Here is a 21,100-nt window from a genome sequence, read left to right as displayed (position 1 = left end):
TGGAGTGTCAATCTTCAGATTGACATGCGTCTTTCCGGCAAGACCCACTTCCAAGAACGTCAATCTGAAGATTGACACTCCATGTTTCGCGCCGCGGGTCTAAAGACCCGCCCCCCGTCAAAGCCCCAACCTGTCGCGCAGGCCATACCACCAGGCCCCGAGCACGGTCAGCGGCACCCGGAAGGTCTTGCCGCCCGGGAAGGGGTAATAGGGCAGGCTGCTCCAGACATCGAAACGTTCGGCCTGGCCGGCGACAGCCTCGCCCAGGATCTTGCCGAGGAGATGGGTGGTGGTGACGCCATGGCCGCTGTCCCCATGCGAGAAATAGATCGAGGGCGACAGTCGCCCGACATGCGGAATGCGCGTCAGGGTCAGGGCGAAATTACCGCTCCAGGCATAGTCGAGGCGGATATTGGCGAGCTGCGGAAAGGTCCTGGCCAGGCTGGGCCGGATCTTGGCTTCGATGCTGGCGGGATCGCCGCCGCCATAGACGATGCCGCCGCCGAAGAGCAGGCGGTTGTCGGCCGTGCGGCGGTAATAGTCGAGAATGTAGTTCATGTCCTCGACGCAGTAATTGGCCGGCAGCAGGTCACGGATCACAGCCTCGTCCAGCGGCTCGGTTGCGACCACCTGGCTGGAGACCGGCATCATCTTGCCGCCGATCTCCGGCAGGAGATTGCCGAGATAGGCATTGCCGCAGACCAGCAGGTAGTTGCAGGTCACCGCCCCGTGCTGGGTGTGTACCACCGGCCTGGCCCCCTGCTCGACCGACAGCACCGGCGAGCGCTCGAAGATCCGTCCGCCATGCTTTTCCACGGCCGCCGCTTCGCCCAGTACCAGGCTGAGCGGATGGATATGGCCGCCCTTGCGGTCGACCAGCCCGCCGACATAACGATCCGACTTGACGATGCCAGGCAGGCCCGCCTTGTCGACCCGCTCGAGGCCGCCATGGCCGTGGCGCTCCCAGATGCGCTGCTGGTGGTCGAGTTCGCGCAGCTGCTTGTCGGTGAAGGCGGCGAAGAAGCCGCCGGGTACGAGGTCGCAATCGATGCCATATTGGGCGATGCGGCTGCGGATGATGTCGGCGCCCTTCCCGGCCATGGCGCCGAGGGCCTTGGCGGCCTTCGCGCCATAGCGCTTTTCGATCACGTCGAGGTCGCGGCTATAGCCGTTGACGATCTGGCCGCCATTGCGCCCGGACGCGCCGAAGCCGATGCGCATGGCCTCAAGCACCACCACGCTATAGCCGCGCTCGGCCAGTTCCAGCGCGGCGGAGATGCCGGTGAAGCCGGCGCCGATGACGCAGATATCGGCGCTCAGATGCTCGTTGAGGACAGGACGTTCGAAGCCACCCTTGGCGGTCGCGGCATAGTAGGACGGCGCGTGGCCGGCGCTGGACGACGGCGCATGGGTGGTGGCGAACTCGACGGTGGACATGGCGGGCAGACCTCACGGACCGGCCGTCGCGTATCGGGGGCAGCGGCCGGTATCGATGGAGTGAAAGAGAGCTCAGACGATTTCGAGATAGGCGGCGAATTCGTAATCGGTGACCTGCTCGGCGAAACCGGCGATCTCCTGGCGCTTGCAGGCGATCAGCATGGAACGCAGCACCGGGTCGAAGATCTCGGCGGCGATCTCGCCGGCCTCGAAGGCATCGACCGCCTGTCCCCATTCGGACGGGATCTTGGCCGACGCGCTCGGCAGATGGGCGCGCCCCATGATGGGCTCGGGCGGCGTCCATTGCTTGCGAATGCCGATCAGGGCTGCGCCCAGAATGGCCGCGACCACCAGATAGGGGTTGGCATCCGCCCCGGCGACCCGATGCTCGATGCGGCGCGCGGCCGGGTTGCCGCCGGGAATGCGGACGGCTGCGGTACGATTCTCATAGCCCCAGGCGATCGTGGTCGGGGCATGGGTATCCGGCCGCAGGCGGCGATAGGAATTGAAGTGCGGCGCGAACAAAAGCGTGGTCTCGGCCATGCCGCGCAGCAGACCGGCCACGGCATGGCGCAGGATCGGCGAGCCTTCCTTGCTGCCGTCGTTGAAGACGTTGCGACCCTCGGCGTCGAGCAGGCTGAAATGCACATGCATGCCATTGCCGGAACGGGTGCCGTAAGGCTTGGCCATGAAGGTAGCGGCGAGGCCATGCTTGCGCGCGACACCCTTGACGATGCGCTTGAAGAACACCGCATCATCGGCAGCCTTGAGGGGATCGTCGCTGTGCAGGAGGTTGATCTCGAACTGGCCGATGCCGTTCTCGGCGATCGCCGCATCGGCCGCCACGTTCTGGCGCTCGCATTCGGCATAGACGTCCGAGATGAACTCACCGAAATCGTTGAGTTCGTCGATGGAGAGAATGGCGTCCGAGTCAAGCCGCTTGCCGGTATAGGGCGAGATCGGCGGCACCGCGCTGTCCGGCTCCGGATCGATCAGATAGAACTCCATCTCCGTCGCCACCACAGGCCGTAAGCCGAGCTTCTGGTATTCACGCACCACGGCGGCAAGCGCCTGGCGCGGATCGGCGAGGAAGGGCTCGCCGCTCTCTAGAAAAAGCCAGAGCGGCACCAGGGCGCTCGGCCGCGAGGTCCAGTTCACCGGCAGGATGCCGCGCCCGGTCGCCCCGCAGATGCCGTCCATGTCGCCCGAGGCGAACACATGCTCGCTGTCGATGATGTCCTCGCCCCAGACGTCGACGCCCACGATCGATAGGGGCATGCGGATGCCGCCGCCCAGCACCTTCTCGGCCTGGCTGACCGGCACCCGCTTGCCGCGCATGATGCCGTTGAGGTCGCAGACCACGGCCTGGATGCTCTCGATCGGGCTGTCTTCCTTCAGCAAAGCTGCCAGGGTGTCCCGATCGATGCTGTCGGCCGTCATCATGCGCGCTCCGTTTTGTGATCACATTATTGAGTATGTGACATCATATCCGACTGGAATCAAGCCCGGCTTCGCGATAAGCAGATGCGTGGGGGTTCCGAGGGAGGCGAGATTATTGAAGAAGCTGGCACTGCCGCCATTGGCTCGGGCCGATGGCATGACGACGCATGATTATGTCTTCCTGCGCCTCAGGCAGGCCATCATGGTGGGGGCTTTCCGGCCGGGGACCTCGCTGACCATACGCGGCCTTGCCGCCGCGCTCGAAAGCAGCTCGACGCCGGTGCGCGAGGCGCTCAGGCAGCTCACCTCGATCGGTGCCCTCAAGCTGCTCGAAAACCGGCGGATCCAGGTGCCCGTCGTCACGCCCGAACTCTTCGAGGAGCTGATCTCGCTGCGCGTGGTGCTGGAACAGCATGCGGCGAAACGCGCCGTGGCGCATATCACCGAGCACCAGATCGATCAGCTGGTCGAGATGGACCTTGCCATCGACCAGGCCATCGCCGAACAGGACAAGGTCGGCGCCCTGCTCGCCAACCAGCAGTTCCATCGTGGCATCTATAGCATCAGCCCCGATCGCATCGTGCTGCCGATGATCGAGAGCGTCTGGCTGCAGCTCGGCCCGGTCCAGGGCGTCGCCATGGAACATGTGGCCGAACTCTATGTGGTCGACCGCCACCAGGAAATCATCCAGGCACTGCGGCAGCGCAACGAAGAGGGGCTGGCGGCGGCCATCGGCGCTGATATCCGCGAAGGTATCGGCGGCTTCAACGCCGCGGCGATCGCTTCCCTGCTGGACGCCGCGGTGGCCTGAACGGCGCGGCTGGCGAGGCGCTAGCTCGGATCGGAATGATGCCTGTGCTTGTTCTCATACATCAGGAGATCGGCTCGCCTGGCGACGGATTCGAGCTTTTCTCCGTCCTGACTGGTGGCAGCGCCCATCGAGACGCTCAGGGCCATCTGTGAATAATATTGATTGTTGATCTCGACGAGGCGCTCGATGTTTTCCATCATGGCCGTCGCGCCGCGCTCGTCGACATAGGGAAGGACGACGGCGAACTCGTCGCCGCCGATGCGGGCCGCATGACCCGGCTTTTTGACGGCCTCGTTCAAGATCTCGCCAACACGCCGCAACAAGGCGTCACCGGTCGCATGGCCCCACTGGTCGTTGACGGTCTTGAGCCGATCGAGATCGATGGCGATGATCGACACCGGAGAATGCCGGTTGCGCTCCAGCCGGTTCAGCTCATCGACATAGAAGGCGCGGTTGAACAATTTCGTCAAAACATCATGCTTGCCGAGATATTCGAGATAGGCTTCCGCCTTCTTGCGTGCGGTGATGTCGGTCAGCGCGACCTGCACCTGGGACCAGTCCGCCTCATACCCCGGCAGGATGGACAATTGCAGCAGAAGATAGCGTTCGGTGCCATCGAGCGCGTGATTGAGCACCTCCCGGCGCTGAAAGAAAACACCGTTCCACAAATCGATCAATTGTTCGCGGAAATGACCTTCCATATCGGATTGGAACACTCGCGGGAGATTTTGCAGCAATGTCGGCTTGTCGGCGGCAAGGAAGAGAGCCAGCGTCTCCTTGTTGACGTCGAGAACACGGATCTCGCTCATGCATTGGCGCACGAATTCGGGATGGACATCCGTGAAAACCCGAAAATCGACGATGCCGCGCCCCCGCAGATCGTCCATCAATTGCTTGATGCGGCTGAAGTCCTCGACCCAGAGCGAAACCGGTGAGTGCTCGAAGAGGGCTGAAGCATATTGCTGCTGTTTCACCGTCTGACGGCGCGCATCCTCGAGGGGAGTCACGTCCTCGATGGCCAGGAGCACACGGTCCCAGAGCTGCTCATGTCCGGGCAGGATGATGCCGCGCAGCTGAATATCGAGACGCTTGCCGCCCAAGGTGTAATTGACCGTGTTGCTGCGGAATTCCTTCGCGCCGTCCCAGAGCTGCTTCAACTCATCGATATGCGCCTCGAGCATGTCGTCACGTAGCACTTTGCCGAGATTGGCGACGAGATGGTCGACACTGTCGGCTTCATAAAGAGAGAGGGTCTTGCGGTTGACCTTGAGCACACGAATGAGGCTCGAACAATGCGCGAGCCTGGCGGGGTCGGCCAAAAGAAAGGCTCGCAGATCCGTCACCCCGTCGGCGCGCCATGCCTCGAACTGCTCACGCAGGGCCGTGTAATCCTCCAGCCAGAGCGACATTGGCGCCAGATCGAAAATATTGTCGCTGTCGTCTGGAACCATCTCACTACTCTTCGCTAAAACTCTTGATAGAAATCCTGCCGTGCGGTCCGCGGCCCGGCACTCGGCCCCACCGCCCCGAGGTTTCGGACACGTTTCGAATCAAGACCTTGCACAGCCGGCTGGACTTCCAAAGCTTGCAAGATCGCGTATGGCGCAGCAAGGCAAGACTGCTGGGCCCCCTGCCTATCGGCGTTTGGCCAAGGCGGGCGCGAGTACCCGACAACGCCGCAATGATCGTCCGAGCAGGCAACGCCGAACATAGGTGTCAAGGACACCTTGCCCTTCACGTCCAGAAGCCCCGGTGTGGCACGGCCGCCTCCTCCTCCAGCGCGGGGCCGATCACTTCGATCCGCCGTTGTCCCCGCGCGAACACCTCGCGGCAAGGCAGCGAGAAGGTGGGATTTTCGGGATGTGCGCCGGTGAGTTCGAGCAAGCGATGCTCGGAGAGAGCATAGACCACCCGCCCGATACCCGTCCAATAGACGGCGCCTGCGCACATGCAGCAGGGTTCGGCGCTGGTGTAGAGTGTCGAGGCGGCGAGTTCCTCGGGCGTTCTGGCCTTGGCCGCCGCAGCGACGGCCACCAGCTCAGCATGCTGGGTCGGATCGCCCTCCGGCGGCATCGAATTGTTGCCGGCGGAGGAAACGACATTGCCGTCCCGGTCGACCACCAGCGCGGCGAAGGGGTGGCGGCCCCGCCGCCTGGACTCCTCCGACAGCGCGATCGACTGCCGCAAGAAAGCCAGATCCAGTGCGGACAGGCCGTCCACTTGCGTGTCGTCGCTGGCGCTCACCTCGCCCCCCATCATGATCCGGCCGGGACCACGATATCGCGCTTCGCCGGCCGGAGGAACGGTGAAGCCAAAGGCTCAGATCGCGGTGAAGCCGTTGTCCACGAACAGATGGGCCCCGTTGACGAAGCTCGACTCGTCGCTGGCGAGATAGAGCGCGGCGCGCGCGACATCTTCCGGCTCGCCGATGCGCCCCTGCTGGGCTGCAATGGCGGCATCGGAGACGTCGACACCATGCGCCTGCAGTTCGGCAACCTCGCGCAGGCCGTGCGGCGTGCGGATGAAGCCCGGGCAGACGGCGTTGCAGCGGATGTTGCGGTCCCGGAACTCCACCGCGATGGCACGGGCGAACATATGGCAGGCGCCCTTGGTGGTATCGTAGAGCACTTCCATCGGCGTCGCCGCCACCGCCGAGATCGAGGAGGTGCAGACGATCGAGCCGCCGCCATTGGCGATCATCTGCGGCAGCACCGCCCGCGTCATCAGGAACATCGAGCGGACATTGACCGCGTGCAGCCAGTCCCATTCGGCGAGGGAGATCTCAAGGAAGGGTTTGATCAGGATGGTGCCGGCATGGTTGAACAAGGTGGTGACGGGGCCATAGCGTTCACCGACCGCCTTGACCGCAGCCTCGACCTCGGCCTCCTCGGAGACATCGGCGACAAAGGCGGCGGCCTCGCCGCCGGCCGCACGAATGGCCGCCGCCGTCTCCTCCGCCGCGGCGGCATTGCGATCGATGATGGCGACCCTGGCGCCCTCGGCCGCGAACAGCTTCGACGCCGCCCCGCCCATGCCCGTCGCGCCGCCCGAAATGATGGCGGTCTTGCCTGCTAGCCTTCCGGCCATGATGTCCTCGCTTGTATCTGGACTATTCGATCCACAACCGGCCGGATGTTCCGGCCGGCGCCTTGTGCCTTGAGGGGAGCTTCAATGCTCGCCAAGCGGGCGGCCACGCATGCCGCCGGACACCGCGAATTCCTCTTCCGGCGACAGAACCAGGCGATGGCGGCGATAGAAGCCGAAATAGCCGAGGCCGATGAGGTACCAGGCCGCCGCCGCGATCGCCGCCCAGCGATAGAGCGGATCGAAGAACTGGTAGCCGAGCGTGAGGATGCAGATGGCGATGGTGGCATAGGCCCCGAAGGCGCCGAAGGGGCTGCGGAACGGCCTTGCGATATCGGGATAGAGTTTGCGCAGCCGCAGATAGGCGATGCTCTGCAGGATGTAGGACACCATGCCGGCGAACACTATCATGCTAACCAGGAAGCCTGCCATGAAGGCGACATTGTCCTTGCCGCCCAGGAACCAGATTGCCAGCAGCACAATGAGGGCAAAGCCCGCGCCGGTGGCCAGCGCGATGTTCGGCGTCTTGGTGCGCGGATTGGTCACCGACAGGACGGTCGGCAGATAGCCAGCCCGCGACAGCGAATAGATGTTGCGGCCGGAGGCGAAGCTGCCGGCAAAGAAGCTCGCGGCAAGCCCCAGCACCGCCACGCCCGCCAGGAGCTTGGCCCAGCCATCGCCGAAGATGGTGCGGAAGCCGTCGAGCAGCGGCTCGCCCGACGAACCCATGGCATGGGCGCCCGGCGGAATGGAGGCGCTGAAGAACAGCACGCCGAGGGCAAGCGCAATCAACGTCAGGATCGACAGGATCAGGGCGCGCGGCATGTCGCGCGTGGGATTCTTGGCTTCCTCGGCGGTGAGCGGCAATTGCTCGACGGCCAGGAACATGTAGACGCCGAAGGGCAGCGACAGCATGATGCCGGTGAGGCCAAAGGGCAGCCAGGGTCCCGCGCCGTCGGCGACGAGCTTGCCCTCCGTGCCGATGTTGAGCGCATGCCTGACGAAGTCGACATGCGGCAGGGCTACGGCGAAGAAGAACAGCAGGACCAGCACGGCCGCGACGGTGATCCAGACCACTACGCGCATCGACAGTTCCAGGCCGCGGACTGACAGGCCGAGCATCACCATGTAGCCCGCCACCCACCACAGCGGCAACCAGCTGTCCGACGTGCCGAAGATGGCGGCGAGATAGGAGGCCATGAAGAACATGTTGGCGCCGGGCGCCAGCACGAATTCGATGTTCTCGGCGAGGCCGGTGGTGAAGCCACCCCAGGGTCCGAGCGCAGTGCGCGCAAAGGAATAGGCACCGCCCGTATGCGGCAGCGCCGCGCTCATCTCGCTGATCGAGGAGCACAGGCAGACATACATGAAGCCGATGATCAAGACGCCGAACAGCATGCCGCCGAAACCGCCTTGCGACAGGCCGATATTCCAGCCCGAATATTCGCCGGCGACGACGGCGCCGACCCCCATCATCCACAGCGTGAACAGCCCGGCGTGGCGCTTGAGCTGGCGCTGCTCGAAATAGGCCTCGTCGACACTCTGATAGGTTACGCCGCCGGTCGGGCGGCCGGTCGTTTCGATCGTCATGGAAGTCCCCTCTTGCCGAGGAGCTTGTAAAATTCTCCTCTTTGCGACATCCCGATGATCCGCGAAGCAGCGTGGCGATAAATATCCCTAAAGAGATAGAGGCTGCCATTGACGGGAGCAGGCACACTGGCGACGCAGCATATCGGGCATGAGGGACCGGCCATGAACAACCGTGAACAATCGGCCGCAGACAGCTGGCATCATGCGACGCCGGACCTTGTCCTCTTGCTGGGCTCGCCGCAATTTGCGCCCGCCCTCGACACAGCGCTACGCCAGATTGCTCCCTTCGACCTGAGCTGCATCTTCGCCTATCCGCTCGAAGACAGGCCGACGCTGCTGTATGACGGCCTGAATGCGGTGTCGTCGTCCCAGATCATGGCCAATTATCTTGCCGGCACCTATCTGCTCGATGCAGTGTACACGGCCTGCATGCATGCCACGCCGGCGGGCCTCTATCGCCTGCACGATCTTGCCCCGGACGCCTTTTTCGAGGGCGAATACTACAATTCGCCCGACGTCCATCCCTGCATCTCGATGGAAAGCGGCTCGCTCGCGGAGGAAATCGTCTTCCTGCATCCCCTGCGCCCCGACCTCTATCTTGCCTATTCCCTGCTGCGCCAGAACGGCTCGCCCTCCTTCAACGCCGAGGAGATGGCCGATTTCACCGGGGCTGCACCGATGGTCATGGCCCTGCTCGGCCGCCAATGGCAGGCCCTTGCCGAAGGCAGGGAAAGCCAAGTCCCGCCTGCCCCGCGCGAACATGCCATCGAACAGGCCTTTCTCTCCTTCGCGCCGACCCTGCTGACGCCGCGCGAGCAGACCATCGTCAGCCTGGTGCTGCGCGGCCATTCCAGCCTCTCGATCGGCAGCCTGCTCGACATCGCCGAGGGCACGGTCAAGATCCATCGCAAGAACATTTATGCCAAGCTCGGCATCTCCAGCCAGACGGAGCTGTTCAACCAGTTTATCCGTCACCTGCTGTCGGAGAAATAGACATTATGGGCCGACGCGCGGTGGCCGTTGTGTCGGGATTTCGCGACGCCCCAATGGCAGCGTTGCATCATTCGAGTTTTGAATGATCGCCATGGGGACATTTAATTTCCAAATAGCCAGTTGGGCGGGTACGCATGGCCCCGAGGAGGCCGGCTATGCGCAGACCCTTGTCCAAACGCAATGTCCTGATCGTCATGGCGGGAACCATTCTCATGTCCATCGTATCGCAGGGCCTCCCGGCGAAAGCCATGCCGTCCCCGCTCATTGATTCCGCCGCACGCGGCGACCTGCCTGCCGTGAAGGCTGCCCTGGCTGCCGGCGCCTCGCTGGAGGAGCGGGACGGCAGTCGCCGCACCGCGTTGCTGGCAGCCGTCCAGGGCAATCATGTCGCGGTCGCGCGCCATCTCATCGAGGCCGGCGCCGACGTCAACGCCAAGGATGCCATCGAGGACAGCCCCTATCTGCTGGCCGGAGCGCGCGGCTATTTCGAAATCCTGCAATCGACGCTTTCGCATGGCGCCGATCTCAAGAGCACCAATCGCTATGGCGGCACCGCCCTCATTCCCGCCAGCGAACGGGGGCATGTCGAGACGGTGCACACCCTGATCGAAGCCGGCGTGAACGTCGATCACGTCAACCGGCTCGGCTGGACCGCCTTGCTGGAAGCCATCATCCTCGGCGATGGCGGGCCGCGCCATGTCGCGATCGTCCGGCTCCTGATCAAGGCAGGCGCCAAGGTCGATCTCGCCGACAAGGATGGCGTGACGCCGCTTCAGCATGCCCGGCAGCGCCACTATCGCGAGATCGCCGGCCTGCTCGAAGCCGCTGGCGCCCATTGACCGGGGCCGAGACCGGCCGATCATGTCCCAGATGCCGCCGCAATCGCCGGCCCGCCTGCCTGCATCATCCTCATCCCTGGTTCTGTTGTCCCTGGTGGTGCTGATCGGGCTCAACCTGCGTCCCTTCCTGACCGGTCCCGGCCCCCTGATTCCCGGCATCCAGGCCGATACGGGCCTCGGCTATGGCGGCATCGCGATGCTGACGCTGCTGCCCATGCTCCTGATGGGGCTCGGCGCCTTCCTGGTGCCCGGGCTGCAGGCCAGGATCGGCACCAGACGGGGCATGCTGTGGGCGCTCATCCTTCTGCTTCTGGGATCGCTGCTCCGGCTCTGGTCTCCGGACGGGCTCTCCCTGATTCTGACGGCGGCCCTGTGCGGTGCGGGTGTCGCCTTCATCCAGGCCGCCTTTCCAGGCCTCATCAAGCAGGGTTTCCCGCACAAGGTCGCCGCCGTGACCGGCCTCTACTCGGCCATGATCATGGGCGGCGGTGCCGCGGGTGCCCAGCTGACACCGATCCTCGCCCATGGCGGCCAGGACTGGCGGACGGCCCTCGCCTGGCTTGCCCTGCCCGCGGCAATAGCCTTGCTGCTGGCTTGGCGCGTGCTCGCCGATGGCAGGACCACCCGTCCCGACAGGGCTTTGGTATCGCGCCTGCTCCGTCGTCCGCGCAGCTGGCACTTGATGGCCTGTTTCGGCCTGGTGAACGGCGGCTATTCCTCCATGGTCGCCTGGCTTGCCCCCTATATGCAGGGGCGCGGCTGGGGCGTGGCCCAAAGCGGCAGCCTGGTAGCCATCATGGCCGCGGCGCAGGCGGTGGCCGCCCTGATCCTGCCGATCCTGGCCGCGCGCAGCGGTGATCGCCGCCCGTGGCTCTATCTCACCCTCGCCATGCAGGCAGCCGGTTTCGGCGGCCTTGCCTTTTTGCCCGGCACCCAGCCTTGGATGTGGATCATGCTGGGCGGCGCGGGCCTCGGCGGTTGTTTTTCGCTTTCCCTGATAACGGCGCTCGACCATCTGCCGCGCCCCGAGGACGCTGGCGCCCTCGCGGCCCTGATGCAGGGCGGCGGCTTCCTCCTCGCCGGCCTCGCTCCCCTGGCGGTGGCCCTTCTGCAGGGCTGGAGCGGCAGCTTCGCCGAGGGCTGGGTAATGCATCTGGCCTGGGTGGCGGCCGCCGCGCTCATCGCCACGCGTTTCGATCCGGCAGGCTACGCTGCCACCATGGGAGCGGATGAAAAACCCGCCATTGCCACCGGCCATCCGTTGAGGTCGACGGGCGGCTGACGCCGCTCGGCCGCCGGATGGGAGGGCGCAAGCGTCTCTTCGCCGGCGTGGCCTACACCTCGCCCCTCACGTGCCGAGCCGCTCGGCGTGCCAGGCAAGGTGATCGTCCATGAAGGTGGAAATGAAATTGTAGGAGTGGTCGTAGCCCTCCTGCATGCGGAGGGTCAGCTCAATGCCGGCCTTGCGGCAGGCTTCCTCCAGCAGCCAGGGACGCAGCCCCTCCTGCAGGAAACTGTCCGCCGTGCCCTGGTCGACCAGGAAGGCGTCGAAACGGTGGCCGTCGGCGATCAGGGCCGTGGCGTCATAGGGGCGCCAAGCCGATTCGTCGGCGCCGAGATATTTTTCCAATGCCGGCCTGGACCAGCCTGCGGTGCTCGGTTGCACGATCGGCGCGAAAGCCGAGCAGCTCCTGTAGCGCTGCTGATTCTTCAGGGCGATGGTAAGCGCGCCATGGCCCCCCATGGAATGGCCGAAGATCGACTGACGCGCCATGTCGGCCGGAAAACGTTCGCCGATCAGAGCCGGCAATTCCTGGGTGAGATAGGAATACATACGGTAGTTGCGGGCAAAGGGCTCTTGCGTGGCGTCGAGATAGAAGCCGGCGCCGGAGCCGAACTGCCAATTGTCCTTCTCGTCCGGCACGCCTTCACCACGCGGGCTGGTGTCGGGGCACACCACGATCAGGCCGAGCTCGGCGGCGAGGCGGCGATATTCGCCCTTGTCCATCACATTCTGATGCGTGCAGGTCAGACCCGACAGATACCACAGCACGGGGCACGCACGCTCCGCGGCCTGGGGCGGAACGAAGACCGCGAAGGTCATCTCGCAATCGCAGCTCGACGAGGCATGGGAATAGACGCCCTGGGTCCCGCCATGCGATCGAGAGGTGGAGATGGTTTTCATCAGCAAGGCCTTTCGCTCAAAATCGAGCCGACCATAGCCATCTCCGTCCGCGCGCGTCGAGTTTCGGGCCGGTCGCAGCCCCCGCGCAAAATGCCGCAGCAATGTCTGGCTCGGAGGGCAAGTGACCTGCGGGAAACCGAGACCGCCAGTACAAATGGCTCTCGCTCACGCGCAACCCGCACGCAGCACGACGACCCAGGCCGCCGCTGCATCCGCAACCAGGCAAACCGGCTTTGCGTTTACGCAAGATCGGATCGCGACATCATGCAGCTTGAGAGTAGCGATCGGCGGGCGGATTCCCTCGAATCCGCGCGCCGCAATCTCACGCGGCGGCCTTGGCGATGGCGTCGATCACCTCGTCCACGGCGGTCTCGACATTGATCGGGTCGTCGGCTTCGGCCATGACGCGGATCACCGGCTCGGTCCCGGAGGGACGGATGACGAGGCGCCCACCATCGCCGAGCTGCTTGCGCGCGCCCTCGATAACAGCGGCGACCTTGGGATCGTCCAGGACCTTGCGGCGCCGAATCCGCACATTCTTGAGGATCTGCGGCAGCGGATCGAAGCGGTGGCAGACCTCGCTGACCGGGCGATCGGCCTTCTTGAGCACGGCCAGCACCTGCAGGGCGGCGACGAGGCCGTCCCCGGTGGTGGCGAAGTCGGACAGGATGATGTGGCCCGACTGCTCGCCGCCGACATTGTAGCCCTGCGCCCGCATGCGTTCGAGCACGTAGCGGTCGCCCACCGCCGTGCGCTCGAGCTGCAGGCCGAGGCCGCCGAGATAGCGCTCCAGGCCGAGATTGGACATCACCGTGGCGACGATGCCGGGCTGGGTGAGCTTGCCCTCTTCCTTCCAGTCCGAGGCCACCACCGCCATCAGCTGGTCGCCATCGATGACCCTGCCCTTCTCGTCGACCATGAGGACGCGGTCGGCGTCGCCGTCGAGGGCGATGCCGATATCGCCACGCAGGTCCCGCACCTTCTGGGCGAGTGCCCTCGGCGCGGTGGAGCCGACATCGCGGTTGATGTTGAAACCGTCCGGCTCGACACCGATGGTGATCACGTCGGCACCGAGCTCCCACAATGCTTCGGGGGCGACCTTGTAGGCGGCGCCATTGGCGCAGTCGACCACCACCCTGAGGCCATCGAGGCGCAATCCGCGCGGCAGGGTGCGCTTGGCGAATTCGATGTAGCGGGCATGCACGTCGTCGATGCGGCGGGCCCGGCCGAGATCGCGCGAGCCGGCCAGCCGCGACGACAGGTTGGTGTCGATCAGGGCCTCGATGGCACGCTCGGTCTCGTCGGAGAGCTTGAAGCCGTCGGGGCCGAACAGCTTGATGCCGTTGTCTTCATAAGGATTGTGCGAGGCCGAGATCATCACGCCGATGTCGCAGCGCAGCGAATTGGTGAGCATCGCCACGGCGGGGGTGGGCATCGGGCCCAGCAGCATCACGTCGACGCCGACAGCGGTGAAGCCCGCCACCAGGGCATTCTCGATCATATAGCCCGACAGGCGGGTATCCTTGCCGATCACCACGCGATGGCGGTGCTCGCCGCGCTGGAAAGCGAGACCGGCCGCCATGCCGACCTTCATCGCCAGTTCCGGCGTAATGACACTATTGGCCAGGCCACGGATGCCATCCGTGCCGAAATATTTGCGGCTCATGTGATAACCCTGAGATTTCGAGGCATGGCTGCAGCATCTTTCTGCAGAGCCTCAGTTATTGTTTCCGCGTTACTGATCCAGAAGCATCGGGCCAGTCGAACCGCCCTTTTGAAGGGCAATTCCGGCCCGATGCCGCGATGTCATGAACAAAGCGCCGTCATCGCGGGGAATCGCTCTGCTCCGGCTCTGTGTTTCCGCGCAGCCTTGCGATGCAGTGCAGCCCCTTCCATCGCAAGACGCTTTGACGATCAGGGGCCTACTCGACCGTGACGCTCTTGGCGAGGTTGCGCGGCTGATCGACATCCGCTCCGATCAGCACGGCCGTATGATAAGCCAGGAGCTGGATCGGCACGGAATAGACCAGCGGGGAGACCACCGACGGCATTGCCGGCATCACGATGGTCTTGGCGCCGGGAAGCGCGGCGGCCTTGGCCCCTTCCTCGTCCGTGATCAGGATGATGCGTCCGCCACGCGCGGCGACTTCCTGCATGTTCGAGACGGTCTTTTCGAAGATCGCATCGAAGGGAGCGATCACCACCACCGGCATGCTTTCGTCGATGAGGGCGATCGGGCCATGCTTGAGTTCACCTGCTGCATAGCCCTCGGCGTGGATGTAGCTGATTTCCTTGAGTTTCAGCGCACCTTCCAAGGCGAGCGGGAAACTCGTGCCACGGCCGAGATAGAGCACGTCCTTGGCCTTGGAAAGGTCGCGCGCGCAGGCCTCGATCTCATGATCGAGGCGGAGGGCCTCCGCCATCAGGCGCGGTGCCTCGATCAGGGCCCGCACCAGTTCCTTTTCCGCTTCGGGTGTCAGCGTGCCGCGGGCCTTGCCGGCACCGATCGCCAGACAGGCCAGCACGGCCAGCTGGCAGGTGAAGGCCTTGGTGGAAGCGACGCCGATTTCCGGTCCGGCGAGCGTGCGCACCATGGCATCCGCCTCACGCGACATCGTGGAGGTCGGCACGTTGACGACGGCGAGCGTGTGCTGGCCGTTTTCCTGGCAGTAGCGCAGGGCCGCCATGGTATCGGCGGTCTCGCCCGATTGGGAGACGAAGAGCGACAATCCGCCCTTTTCGAGCGGCGCTTCGCGGTAGCGGAATTCGGAGGCGATATCGACCTCGACCGGCAGGCGCGCATAGCGCTCGAACCAGTATTTCGCCACCTGCCCGGCGAAGGACGCCGTACCGCAGGCCGAAATGGTCAGGCGACTGAGATTCTTCCAATCGAAAGGCAGGCTCGGCAAACGAACGGTTTCGCTGGTCATGTCGACCAGGGAAGCCAGGGTGTGGGAAATCACCTCGGGCTGCTCGTGAATCTCCTTGGCCATGAAGTGGCGATAATTGCCCTTCTCGACGATGGCCGCCGAAATCTCCGCCTTCTGGATCGGACGTTCGACCTGATTGAACTCAGAGTCATAGATCGTCGCGGTGGAGCGGGTAATCACGACACTATCGCCATCTTCAAGATAAGCGAAAGTATTCGTCAGTGGACCGAGGGCGATCGCATCCGAGCCCAGGAACATCGCCCCGTTACCGTAGCCGACTGCCAGCGGCGGCCCCAGCCGGGCGCCGATGATGAGATCGTCCTCCCCCGCGAACAGGAAGCCGAGCGAGAAGGCGCCGCGGATACGCTTGAGGCAGGCCTGCACGGCTTCGATCGGCGACAGACCCCTTTCCAGCTCGCGCGTGACGAAATGCGCGATGACTTCGGAATCCGTCTCAGACTGGAAATCAGCGCCATCTGCGCTTAATTCGTCCCGTAATTCGCGGAAATTCTCGATGATGCCGTTATGGACGACGGCTACGCGCTCGGTGGCATGCGGATGGGCGTTGTCCTCCGTCGGCCTGCCATGTGTCGCCCAGCGTGTATGCCCGATGCCGCTGGTGCCCTTGAGTGGCGCCTGGCCGAGCTTGGCCTCGAGATTGACCAGCTTGCCCTCGGCGCGCCGGCGGACGATGGCTCCGCCCTCCAGGGTCGCAATACCGGCGGAATCGTATCCCCGGTATTCCAGTCTTCGCAACGCATCCACCAGCGGCATGGCCACTGATTCGTTGCCAAGAACACAAACAATACCACACATGTGCTCTACCTTATCTTGGTCCGAATCAAAACAATGGTGTTTTCGATTAAGGAACTCTGGATAGAAGGCATATTCAAAATGCCTTACGTTTTGTAACGACAGGCGTCCGCAACCCGCCCGGCCCAAGGCCGCAGGACGAGTTTTTGCCAGACATTCGAGCAAGCTTCCGGCACCTCACAAGGTGCCCGCCACCCCCAGCCGATTTGTTGTCATGAGGTTGATGGCCGACAGCCAGAATCCGTTGCCGCGACAGGCTGGTGTTGGGATTGCCCACCCTGCGACAGCCGGTCCGGACACAGCGCCGAAACACATGGAACGGCGACCCGCAATCGAGCCGCTTCATACTTCCCTGCCTCGCAACTGATCACATCCCGGTCATAAATGATTCATAAACAGCCAGCCCCATAAACTCAACATACACAATATGGTCAGAATATGGTCAGTGTAAATACAGCATATTTCTTCCGTTATACCCATTCCGTTCATATAGATGAACAAAATGGGGTTTTATCACCCTATTTGCAACCATTCAAATTTGGCTTCACCAATGGGAAAACATTATAAGCTTGCAATCCATTTTCGATGAGTTTAAAAAGCCGACTCGCTGAGGTTGGCAATGCCATAGGTACTGATGAATCGTGCCGTATGGGGCATTGGTTGAATCGGAGGACGGATGGCGAAAGTGCCCTGTGCGCTATCGGTGTTTATGAGCGCAGCAGTTACCTTCGCTCATGCCGCCCACCCAACAGCCAGAACCCCGACGCATCTTCGGCTGCGCAGACATTGCTGCGATGCAATATCCGCGAGGGCCGGACGAGGCGAACATTCGGTTCGGTTGCGCATGCTGGTTCACCGCCATGCACTGGAATCACCAACCGTCCAGAACGGACAGAGGCCGCCCGAGGGAAAAACAGGAAAGATTGGAATTGTTCACAGAAACAATCCACATTTCTTGCTGTAGACGCCTAGACAACAATCAGTTGAAAACCAAATAGTCGCCTTACTTGCGTCATTCTTTTGTAAAGATTCTCAGGTCTTTATGGAATTGATGATTCAGTAGGGAATCTATACATGGGCAACCACGGGATAGGCACTATTGAAACCTAACAGATTTCCATCGTCGGAGACCGCCGACGTGCCTTTACTCGCGGTCCATGAAAGCGGCCGCGCTTGGTTCTCCGCTGCCGACGTCTATTCGCAAGCTGTGCGCGCCGAATGCGCCGACTTGGTCAAGCGTGCCGACAATGTCGAAACCGCCCAGGTCGCGCTGCCGCGCCTGAAATATCTGCTTTCCCGCTTTCCGGGGGAGCTGGACGTCAATCTCTCCCACGCGCTCGTCGCCGAGATGACCCGTGTCCGTGAGGGCATGCTGGAACTCTGGACGGACGTCCACGAGAAATTCCCTGACAATTACCGGGCCCTGCAATACCGCCTGCGCTGGCTGTCACGGCACCAGCGCACGGCCGAGGGGCTCGAAATCCTGGAGCGTCATTATCCGGGCATGCCCTCGGATGTGGACCGGCGCCTCAACAAGGCTGAGCTTCTGGTCGAGCTGCGGGAAATGGCCAGCGCCAAGGCGCTGTTCGTCTCGACCCTCGCGGATTTCCCGGACTCCAAGACCGCTCCGCTCGTCTATGCCAAGCGGTTGCGCGAATGGGGGGAATTGACCGAAGCCCTCGCGATCCTGGATCGGCTTCTGGCGACCGGACAAGCCCCCAAGAACGCCTCGGCGATGGCCGAGGAACTGCGCAAGGGCATGGAAGTCCTTGACCGGCGCGTGCCGGACTGGCGGACATGCGGCATCCCGGCGCGCATCGTGGTGCTGAGAGCGGCCATCGACATCTTCCGCGACCGCTCCGTGCGCCCGGTGGTGCCTGGGCAGCTCGGCTCCGTCTCCCTGATCACCGGCAGCCTCGGCACTGGCGGGGCGGAGCGCCAGCTTGCCCGCACGGCAGCGCGGCTGGAACGTACTCGGCGCGAGAGCGGAAGCATCTCGGGCCGAAAGATCCGAGGCCCCATCCAGGTGGTGGTCAAGTCGCTTAGCCGCGAGAACAATCACGACTTCTTCCTGCCGATGATCGCCTGCGAGCAGGTCGAAGCCTACCAGATCGACAACATGACCCCGGCCCGCCCGGCCGACCTCGTCGCCGAAGATAGTGATCTGCGGCATTTGCTACCCCTGGTGCCAGCCCATGCGGCGTTCGGCACGCAGCGCCTGGTCGAGCATTTTCGCCGGCATGAAACCGATATCGCTTATATCTGGCAGGACGGCGCCGTGCTGTTCGCCGCGCTGGCGGCACTCGTCGCCGGCGTTCCTCGCATCGTCCTCAATGTGCGCGGCCTGCCCCCGGTCCTGCGGCCGCACCTGTTCCGCGGCGAATATGAGCCGATGTATCGCGCCCTGGCCCAGATTCCCGGGGTCGAGTTCATGAGCAACAGCCATGCTGCTGCCAAAGCCTATTGCGATTGGCTCGGCTTGCAGCAGGAGCGTTTCACCATCGTCCACAACGGGGTGGAGCATCTGCCGGCCGATCCGAACGAGACGGACGAGGAGCGCTGGCAGAAATTCGAGCGCCGCACGGCGGATGCCACCGAGACGATTGGCGGTGTCTTCCGCATCGATGTCGATAAGCGTCCCGAGCTCTGGATCGACTTCGTGCGCGCCTATCACGAGACCCGGCCGAATGCCCGCTTCGTCCTGGTCGGCAGCGGGCCGCTGCTGCCGCGGGTGCGCCAGCGCGCCGCCGAACTCGGCATCGCCGACCGGATCCTCTTCGTGGGCCGTTCGGCCAGCGTCGGCTACTGGTTGGCAAAGATGGATGCCTTCGTGCTGCTGTCGCGCTTCGAGGGCCTGCCGAACGTGCTGATCGAAGCCCAGCTTGCCGGCATTCCTGTGGTGAGCACGCCGGCGGGCGGCGCCTGCGAAACCTTCACGCCGGGCGTGACGGGGTTGGCCACCGACACGGTCGAGGCGGTCGATCTGGAAGCCCTGTGCGCCAAGGTGGGCCATGTCGTCGACTGGCGCCGCTCGGATCCGAGCCTTGCCGACCGCATCCGGCAAATCGCTTCCGAACGCTTCTCCACCAGCCTGATGGTGCAGCGAACCGTGGATTTGTTGACGAGCCCGCCAGCGGCGGATCCTCCCGCCGAGCATCCCCGGAAATACAAGAGAGCCCGAGCCCGCTGACCCCTTCCAGCCGGGGGCATGCTGCCGCTGGCGACAAGGGATCAGTCACACCATAAAACGGGCAGTAAATATTTAAAATCGCAATGAAATTGCGCTTTTTATAATTACTGCAACTATAGTGTCAGATATTTGCAATATAATGTCGTTTACTAATATTTAATATCGCCATTATGCTGCCAAACTCAGATGCTGTATTGGCCATCTGGCCCAAAAAGACACACTGATTTGTACCAACACTTCTGATCATCTCAGCGTGATCAGATCAATTGATCACATGTGTGATCGCCGCGTGCCTGCCCAGGCAAATATGACGAGTGAGATAGAAGATGGACATTGCGAACGACGCCTTTTCGAACGCCTCCTTCGGCCATAGCGTCATTCCCGGCCCTGCAAGCTGGACTCAGCCGAAGCGGCGCATGTCGCCCTCGGCGCCGGAATTGCGCAGCCATCTCGAAACCATGCGCGATGCCTGGCAGGCCTCCAACTGGGACGCGGTGATCGCCGAAGCCGACAAGTTGCTGGCGATTTCGCCCAGCCATGCCAATGCGCTGAAGATGCGCCTGAGAGCGGCCATCAATGCCGGCCTGCTGGACAAGGTTGCCCAATCGGCCGTCGCCGCCGCCGAAGCGCACCCCTCGACCGCGTTTCTGGCAGCCAAGAAACTCCTAAGCAGCCACCAGGTCGAAGACGCCGCCAAGGTCCTGATTGCCATCCGCCATGCCGATGCCGGCAATATCGAGGGTTTCGACGATATCGCCGCGCGGGTCGGCAGCAATCTCGCCAAGGCCGCCGTCGAGCTGGAGCGGGCGGGTGACCAGGACGGCTATCGCCGCGTGCTTCGCCTCGGCAACACGGTGGCCCCTGCCGATCCGGTCCTGCGCAAGCGTATCATCGCCCTGCGCAACGACGTGGTGGACCAGGCCAAGCAGACCGATCTCGAACAGGATCCCGCCGCCTTTACAGCCGCCTGGGAACAGGTCCTGAAGGTCGACCCGCGCCATCCCACGGCGACCAAGCGTCTGGCGACCGCCGCCGAGCGGACCGGCACGCCGGAACGGGCGCTCGAATTGTGGTCGCGCCTGCTGGATATCGATCCCACAGATCAGGTTGCCGCCAAGCGCCTCGCTCGGGCCGCCGGACAGGCGGAACTCGAATATACCGGCCTGGTGACGCTGTATCAGGCCGGCCTGGCTGCGCCCGAGATCGACTATGTCAACCGCCTGATCCAGCGCGTCCGCCGTGCCGCCAAACTCGCCCTGCGCGGTGGCGAAGCCCGCCAGGCGGCGCTTCACCTCGCGCTGCTGGCCAAGGTCGGCCAGGACGACGACGAGCTTCAGCTGCTGCGCCGCAAGGTCTCGGCGATCCTCTCCAAGGAGCTGAGCGGCCATCGCCGCGAAAAGCGTCCGGCCGAAGCCGCGGACATCGCCTATCTCCTGCTGCAGATCGATCCGGAGAACGTGCCGGCGCTGACGGCGGTGGCACATCACCTCTATCAGACGCACGCCTTCACCGACTCCGCCAACTACTATCAGCGCGTTCTCGAGCTCAAGCCGGACTCCGCCACCCATTGGCTGCATCTGGCGCGCGCCAGCCATCGGGCCGGCGATCTCGCCACGGCCTCGGCTGCGGTCGCCCGCAGCCGCGAACTCGCCCCGGACAACAGCGCCAGCAAGAACCTGGAAGGTCTGCTGAACCTCAAGCTGGCGAGCTGAGCCTAAGCGTCCTGCGAGCCGGCGCCCACGCCGGCTTCGCAACACGCATCCGAACGAAAAGTTGAAACCAAGGCGC

General features: G+C 63.6%; 15 protein-coding genes. 6 read left to right on the top strand and 9 right to left on the bottom strand.

Translation table 11 applies throughout. The features are described from left to right. Positions 1-117: 117 nt before the first annotated feature. Positions 118-1,437 (bottom strand): FAD-binding oxidoreductase, encoded by a 1,320-nt coding sequence (locus J8I29_RS11515; RefSeq protein WP_209431741.1) that lies wholly within the window; start codon positions 1,435-1,437, stop codon positions 118-120. Between the two features lie 72 nt (positions 1,438-1,509). Beyond that, entirely contained in the window at positions 1,510-2,877 is a 1,368-nt protein-coding gene (locus J8I29_RS11510) for a glutamine synthetase family protein (protein WP_105862618.1), read from the bottom strand. A gap of 115 nt (positions 2,878-2,992) precedes the next feature. Here J8I29_RS11510 and J8I29_RS11505 point away from each other — a divergent pair, with 115 nt between their 5' ends. After that, a complete protein-coding gene (locus tag J8I29_RS11505) occupies positions 2,993-3,688 on the top strand; it encodes a GntR family transcriptional regulator (RefSeq protein ID WP_209431740.1) in 696 nt (231 codons plus the stop codon). 20 nt (positions 3,689-3,708) lie between these two features. Here the strand turns inward: J8I29_RS11505 and J8I29_RS11500 are convergent, their stop codons facing one another. The 4 genes from J8I29_RS11500 to J8I29_RS11485 all read right to left on the bottom strand — a co-directional run bounded on the left by J8I29_RS11500 (position 3,709) and on the right by J8I29_RS11485 (position 8,362). Continuing rightward, positions 3,709-5,139 (bottom strand): GGDEF domain-containing protein, encoded by a 1,431-nt coding sequence (locus J8I29_RS11500; RefSeq protein WP_209431739.1) that lies wholly within the window; start codon positions 5,137-5,139, stop codon positions 3,709-3,711. Positions 5,140-5,422: 283 nt separating this feature from the next. Then, complete coding sequence (locus tag J8I29_RS11495) at positions 5,423-5,932, bottom strand: nucleoside deaminase (protein WP_348536004.1); 510 nt, start codon at positions 5,930-5,932, stop codon at positions 5,423-5,425. A 75-nt stretch (positions 5,933-6,007) separates the two neighbouring features. Then, positions 6,008-6,775 (bottom strand): SDR family oxidoreductase, encoded by a 768-nt coding sequence (locus J8I29_RS11490; protein WP_068289700.1) that lies wholly within the window; start codon positions 6,773-6,775, stop codon positions 6,008-6,010. Between the two features lie 81 nt (positions 6,776-6,856). Next, positions 6,857-8,362, bottom strand: a complete 1,506-nt coding sequence (locus tag J8I29_RS11485) for an amino acid permease (protein ID WP_209431738.1) — start codon at positions 8,360-8,362, stop codon at positions 6,857-6,859. 162 nt (positions 8,363-8,524) lie between these two features. On the opposite strand from J8I29_RS11485, the gene J8I29_RS11480 reads away from it, so the two are divergent. From J8I29_RS11480 to J8I29_RS11470, 3 genes are all read left to right on the top strand, one after another. After that, positions 8,525-9,355, top strand: a complete 831-nt coding sequence (locus tag J8I29_RS11480) for a helix-turn-helix transcriptional regulator (protein ID WP_209431737.1) — start codon at positions 8,525-8,527, stop codon at positions 9,353-9,355. A 155-nt stretch (positions 9,356-9,510) separates the two neighbouring features. Next, positions 9,511-10,194 (top strand): ankyrin repeat domain-containing protein, encoded by a 684-nt coding sequence (locus J8I29_RS11475; protein WP_209431736.1) that lies wholly within the window; start codon positions 9,511-9,513, stop codon positions 10,192-10,194. Positions 10,195-10,216: 22 nt separating this feature from the next. Further along, positions 10,217-11,476: a cyanate transporter gene (locus J8I29_RS11470; protein WP_245196885.1), complete on the top strand. Its 1,260-nt coding sequence runs from the start codon at positions 10,217-10,219 to the stop codon at positions 11,474-11,476. A 66-nt stretch (positions 11,477-11,542) separates the two neighbouring features. Here the strand turns inward: J8I29_RS11470 and fghA are convergent, their stop codons facing one another. The 3 genes from fghA to glmS all read right to left on the bottom strand — a co-directional run bounded on the left by fghA (position 11,543) and on the right by glmS (position 16,125). Beyond that, on the bottom strand, positions 11,543-12,379 hold the full coding sequence (fghA, locus tag J8I29_RS11465; protein WP_209431735.1) for an S-formylglutathione hydrolase: 837 nt from the start codon (positions 12,377-12,379) through the stop codon (positions 11,543-11,545). 322 nt (positions 12,380-12,701) lie between these two features. After that, complete coding sequence (gene glmM / locus J8I29_RS11460; RefSeq protein ID WP_209431734.1) at positions 12,702-14,045, bottom strand: phosphoglucosamine mutase; 1,344 nt, start codon at positions 14,043-14,045, stop codon at positions 12,702-12,704. 256 nt (positions 14,046-14,301) lie between these two features. Then, positions 14,302-16,125 (bottom strand): glutamine--fructose-6-phosphate transaminase (isomerizing), encoded by a 1,824-nt coding sequence (gene glmS / locus J8I29_RS11455; protein ID WP_209431733.1) that lies wholly within the window; start codon positions 16,123-16,125, stop codon positions 14,302-14,304. Between the two features lie 1,135 nt (positions 16,126-17,260). On the opposite strand from glmS, the gene J8I29_RS30415 reads away from it, so the two are divergent. Together J8I29_RS30415 and J8I29_RS11445 are read left to right on the top strand one after the other, a co-directional pair. Next, complete coding sequence (locus tag J8I29_RS30415; RefSeq protein WP_209431732.1) at positions 17,261-19,312, top strand: glycosyltransferase; 2,052 nt, start codon at positions 17,261-17,263, stop codon at positions 19,310-19,312. Positions 19,313-19,638: 326 nt separating this feature from the next. Beyond that, on the top strand, positions 19,639-21,024 hold the full coding sequence (locus tag J8I29_RS11445; RefSeq protein WP_209431731.1) for a tetratricopeptide repeat protein: 1,386 nt from the start codon (positions 19,639-19,641) through the stop codon (positions 21,022-21,024). The last annotated feature ends 76 nt before the right edge of the window (positions 21,025-21,100 follow it).

Origin of the sequence: Labrys sp. LIt4 (assembly GCF_017813775.1) — a bacterium.
Taxonomy (GTDB): Bacteria; Pseudomonadota; Alphaproteobacteria; order Rhizobiales; family Labraceae; genus Labrys; species Labrys okinawensis_A.
This window is presented reverse-complemented; position numbering and strand designations above follow the sequence as displayed.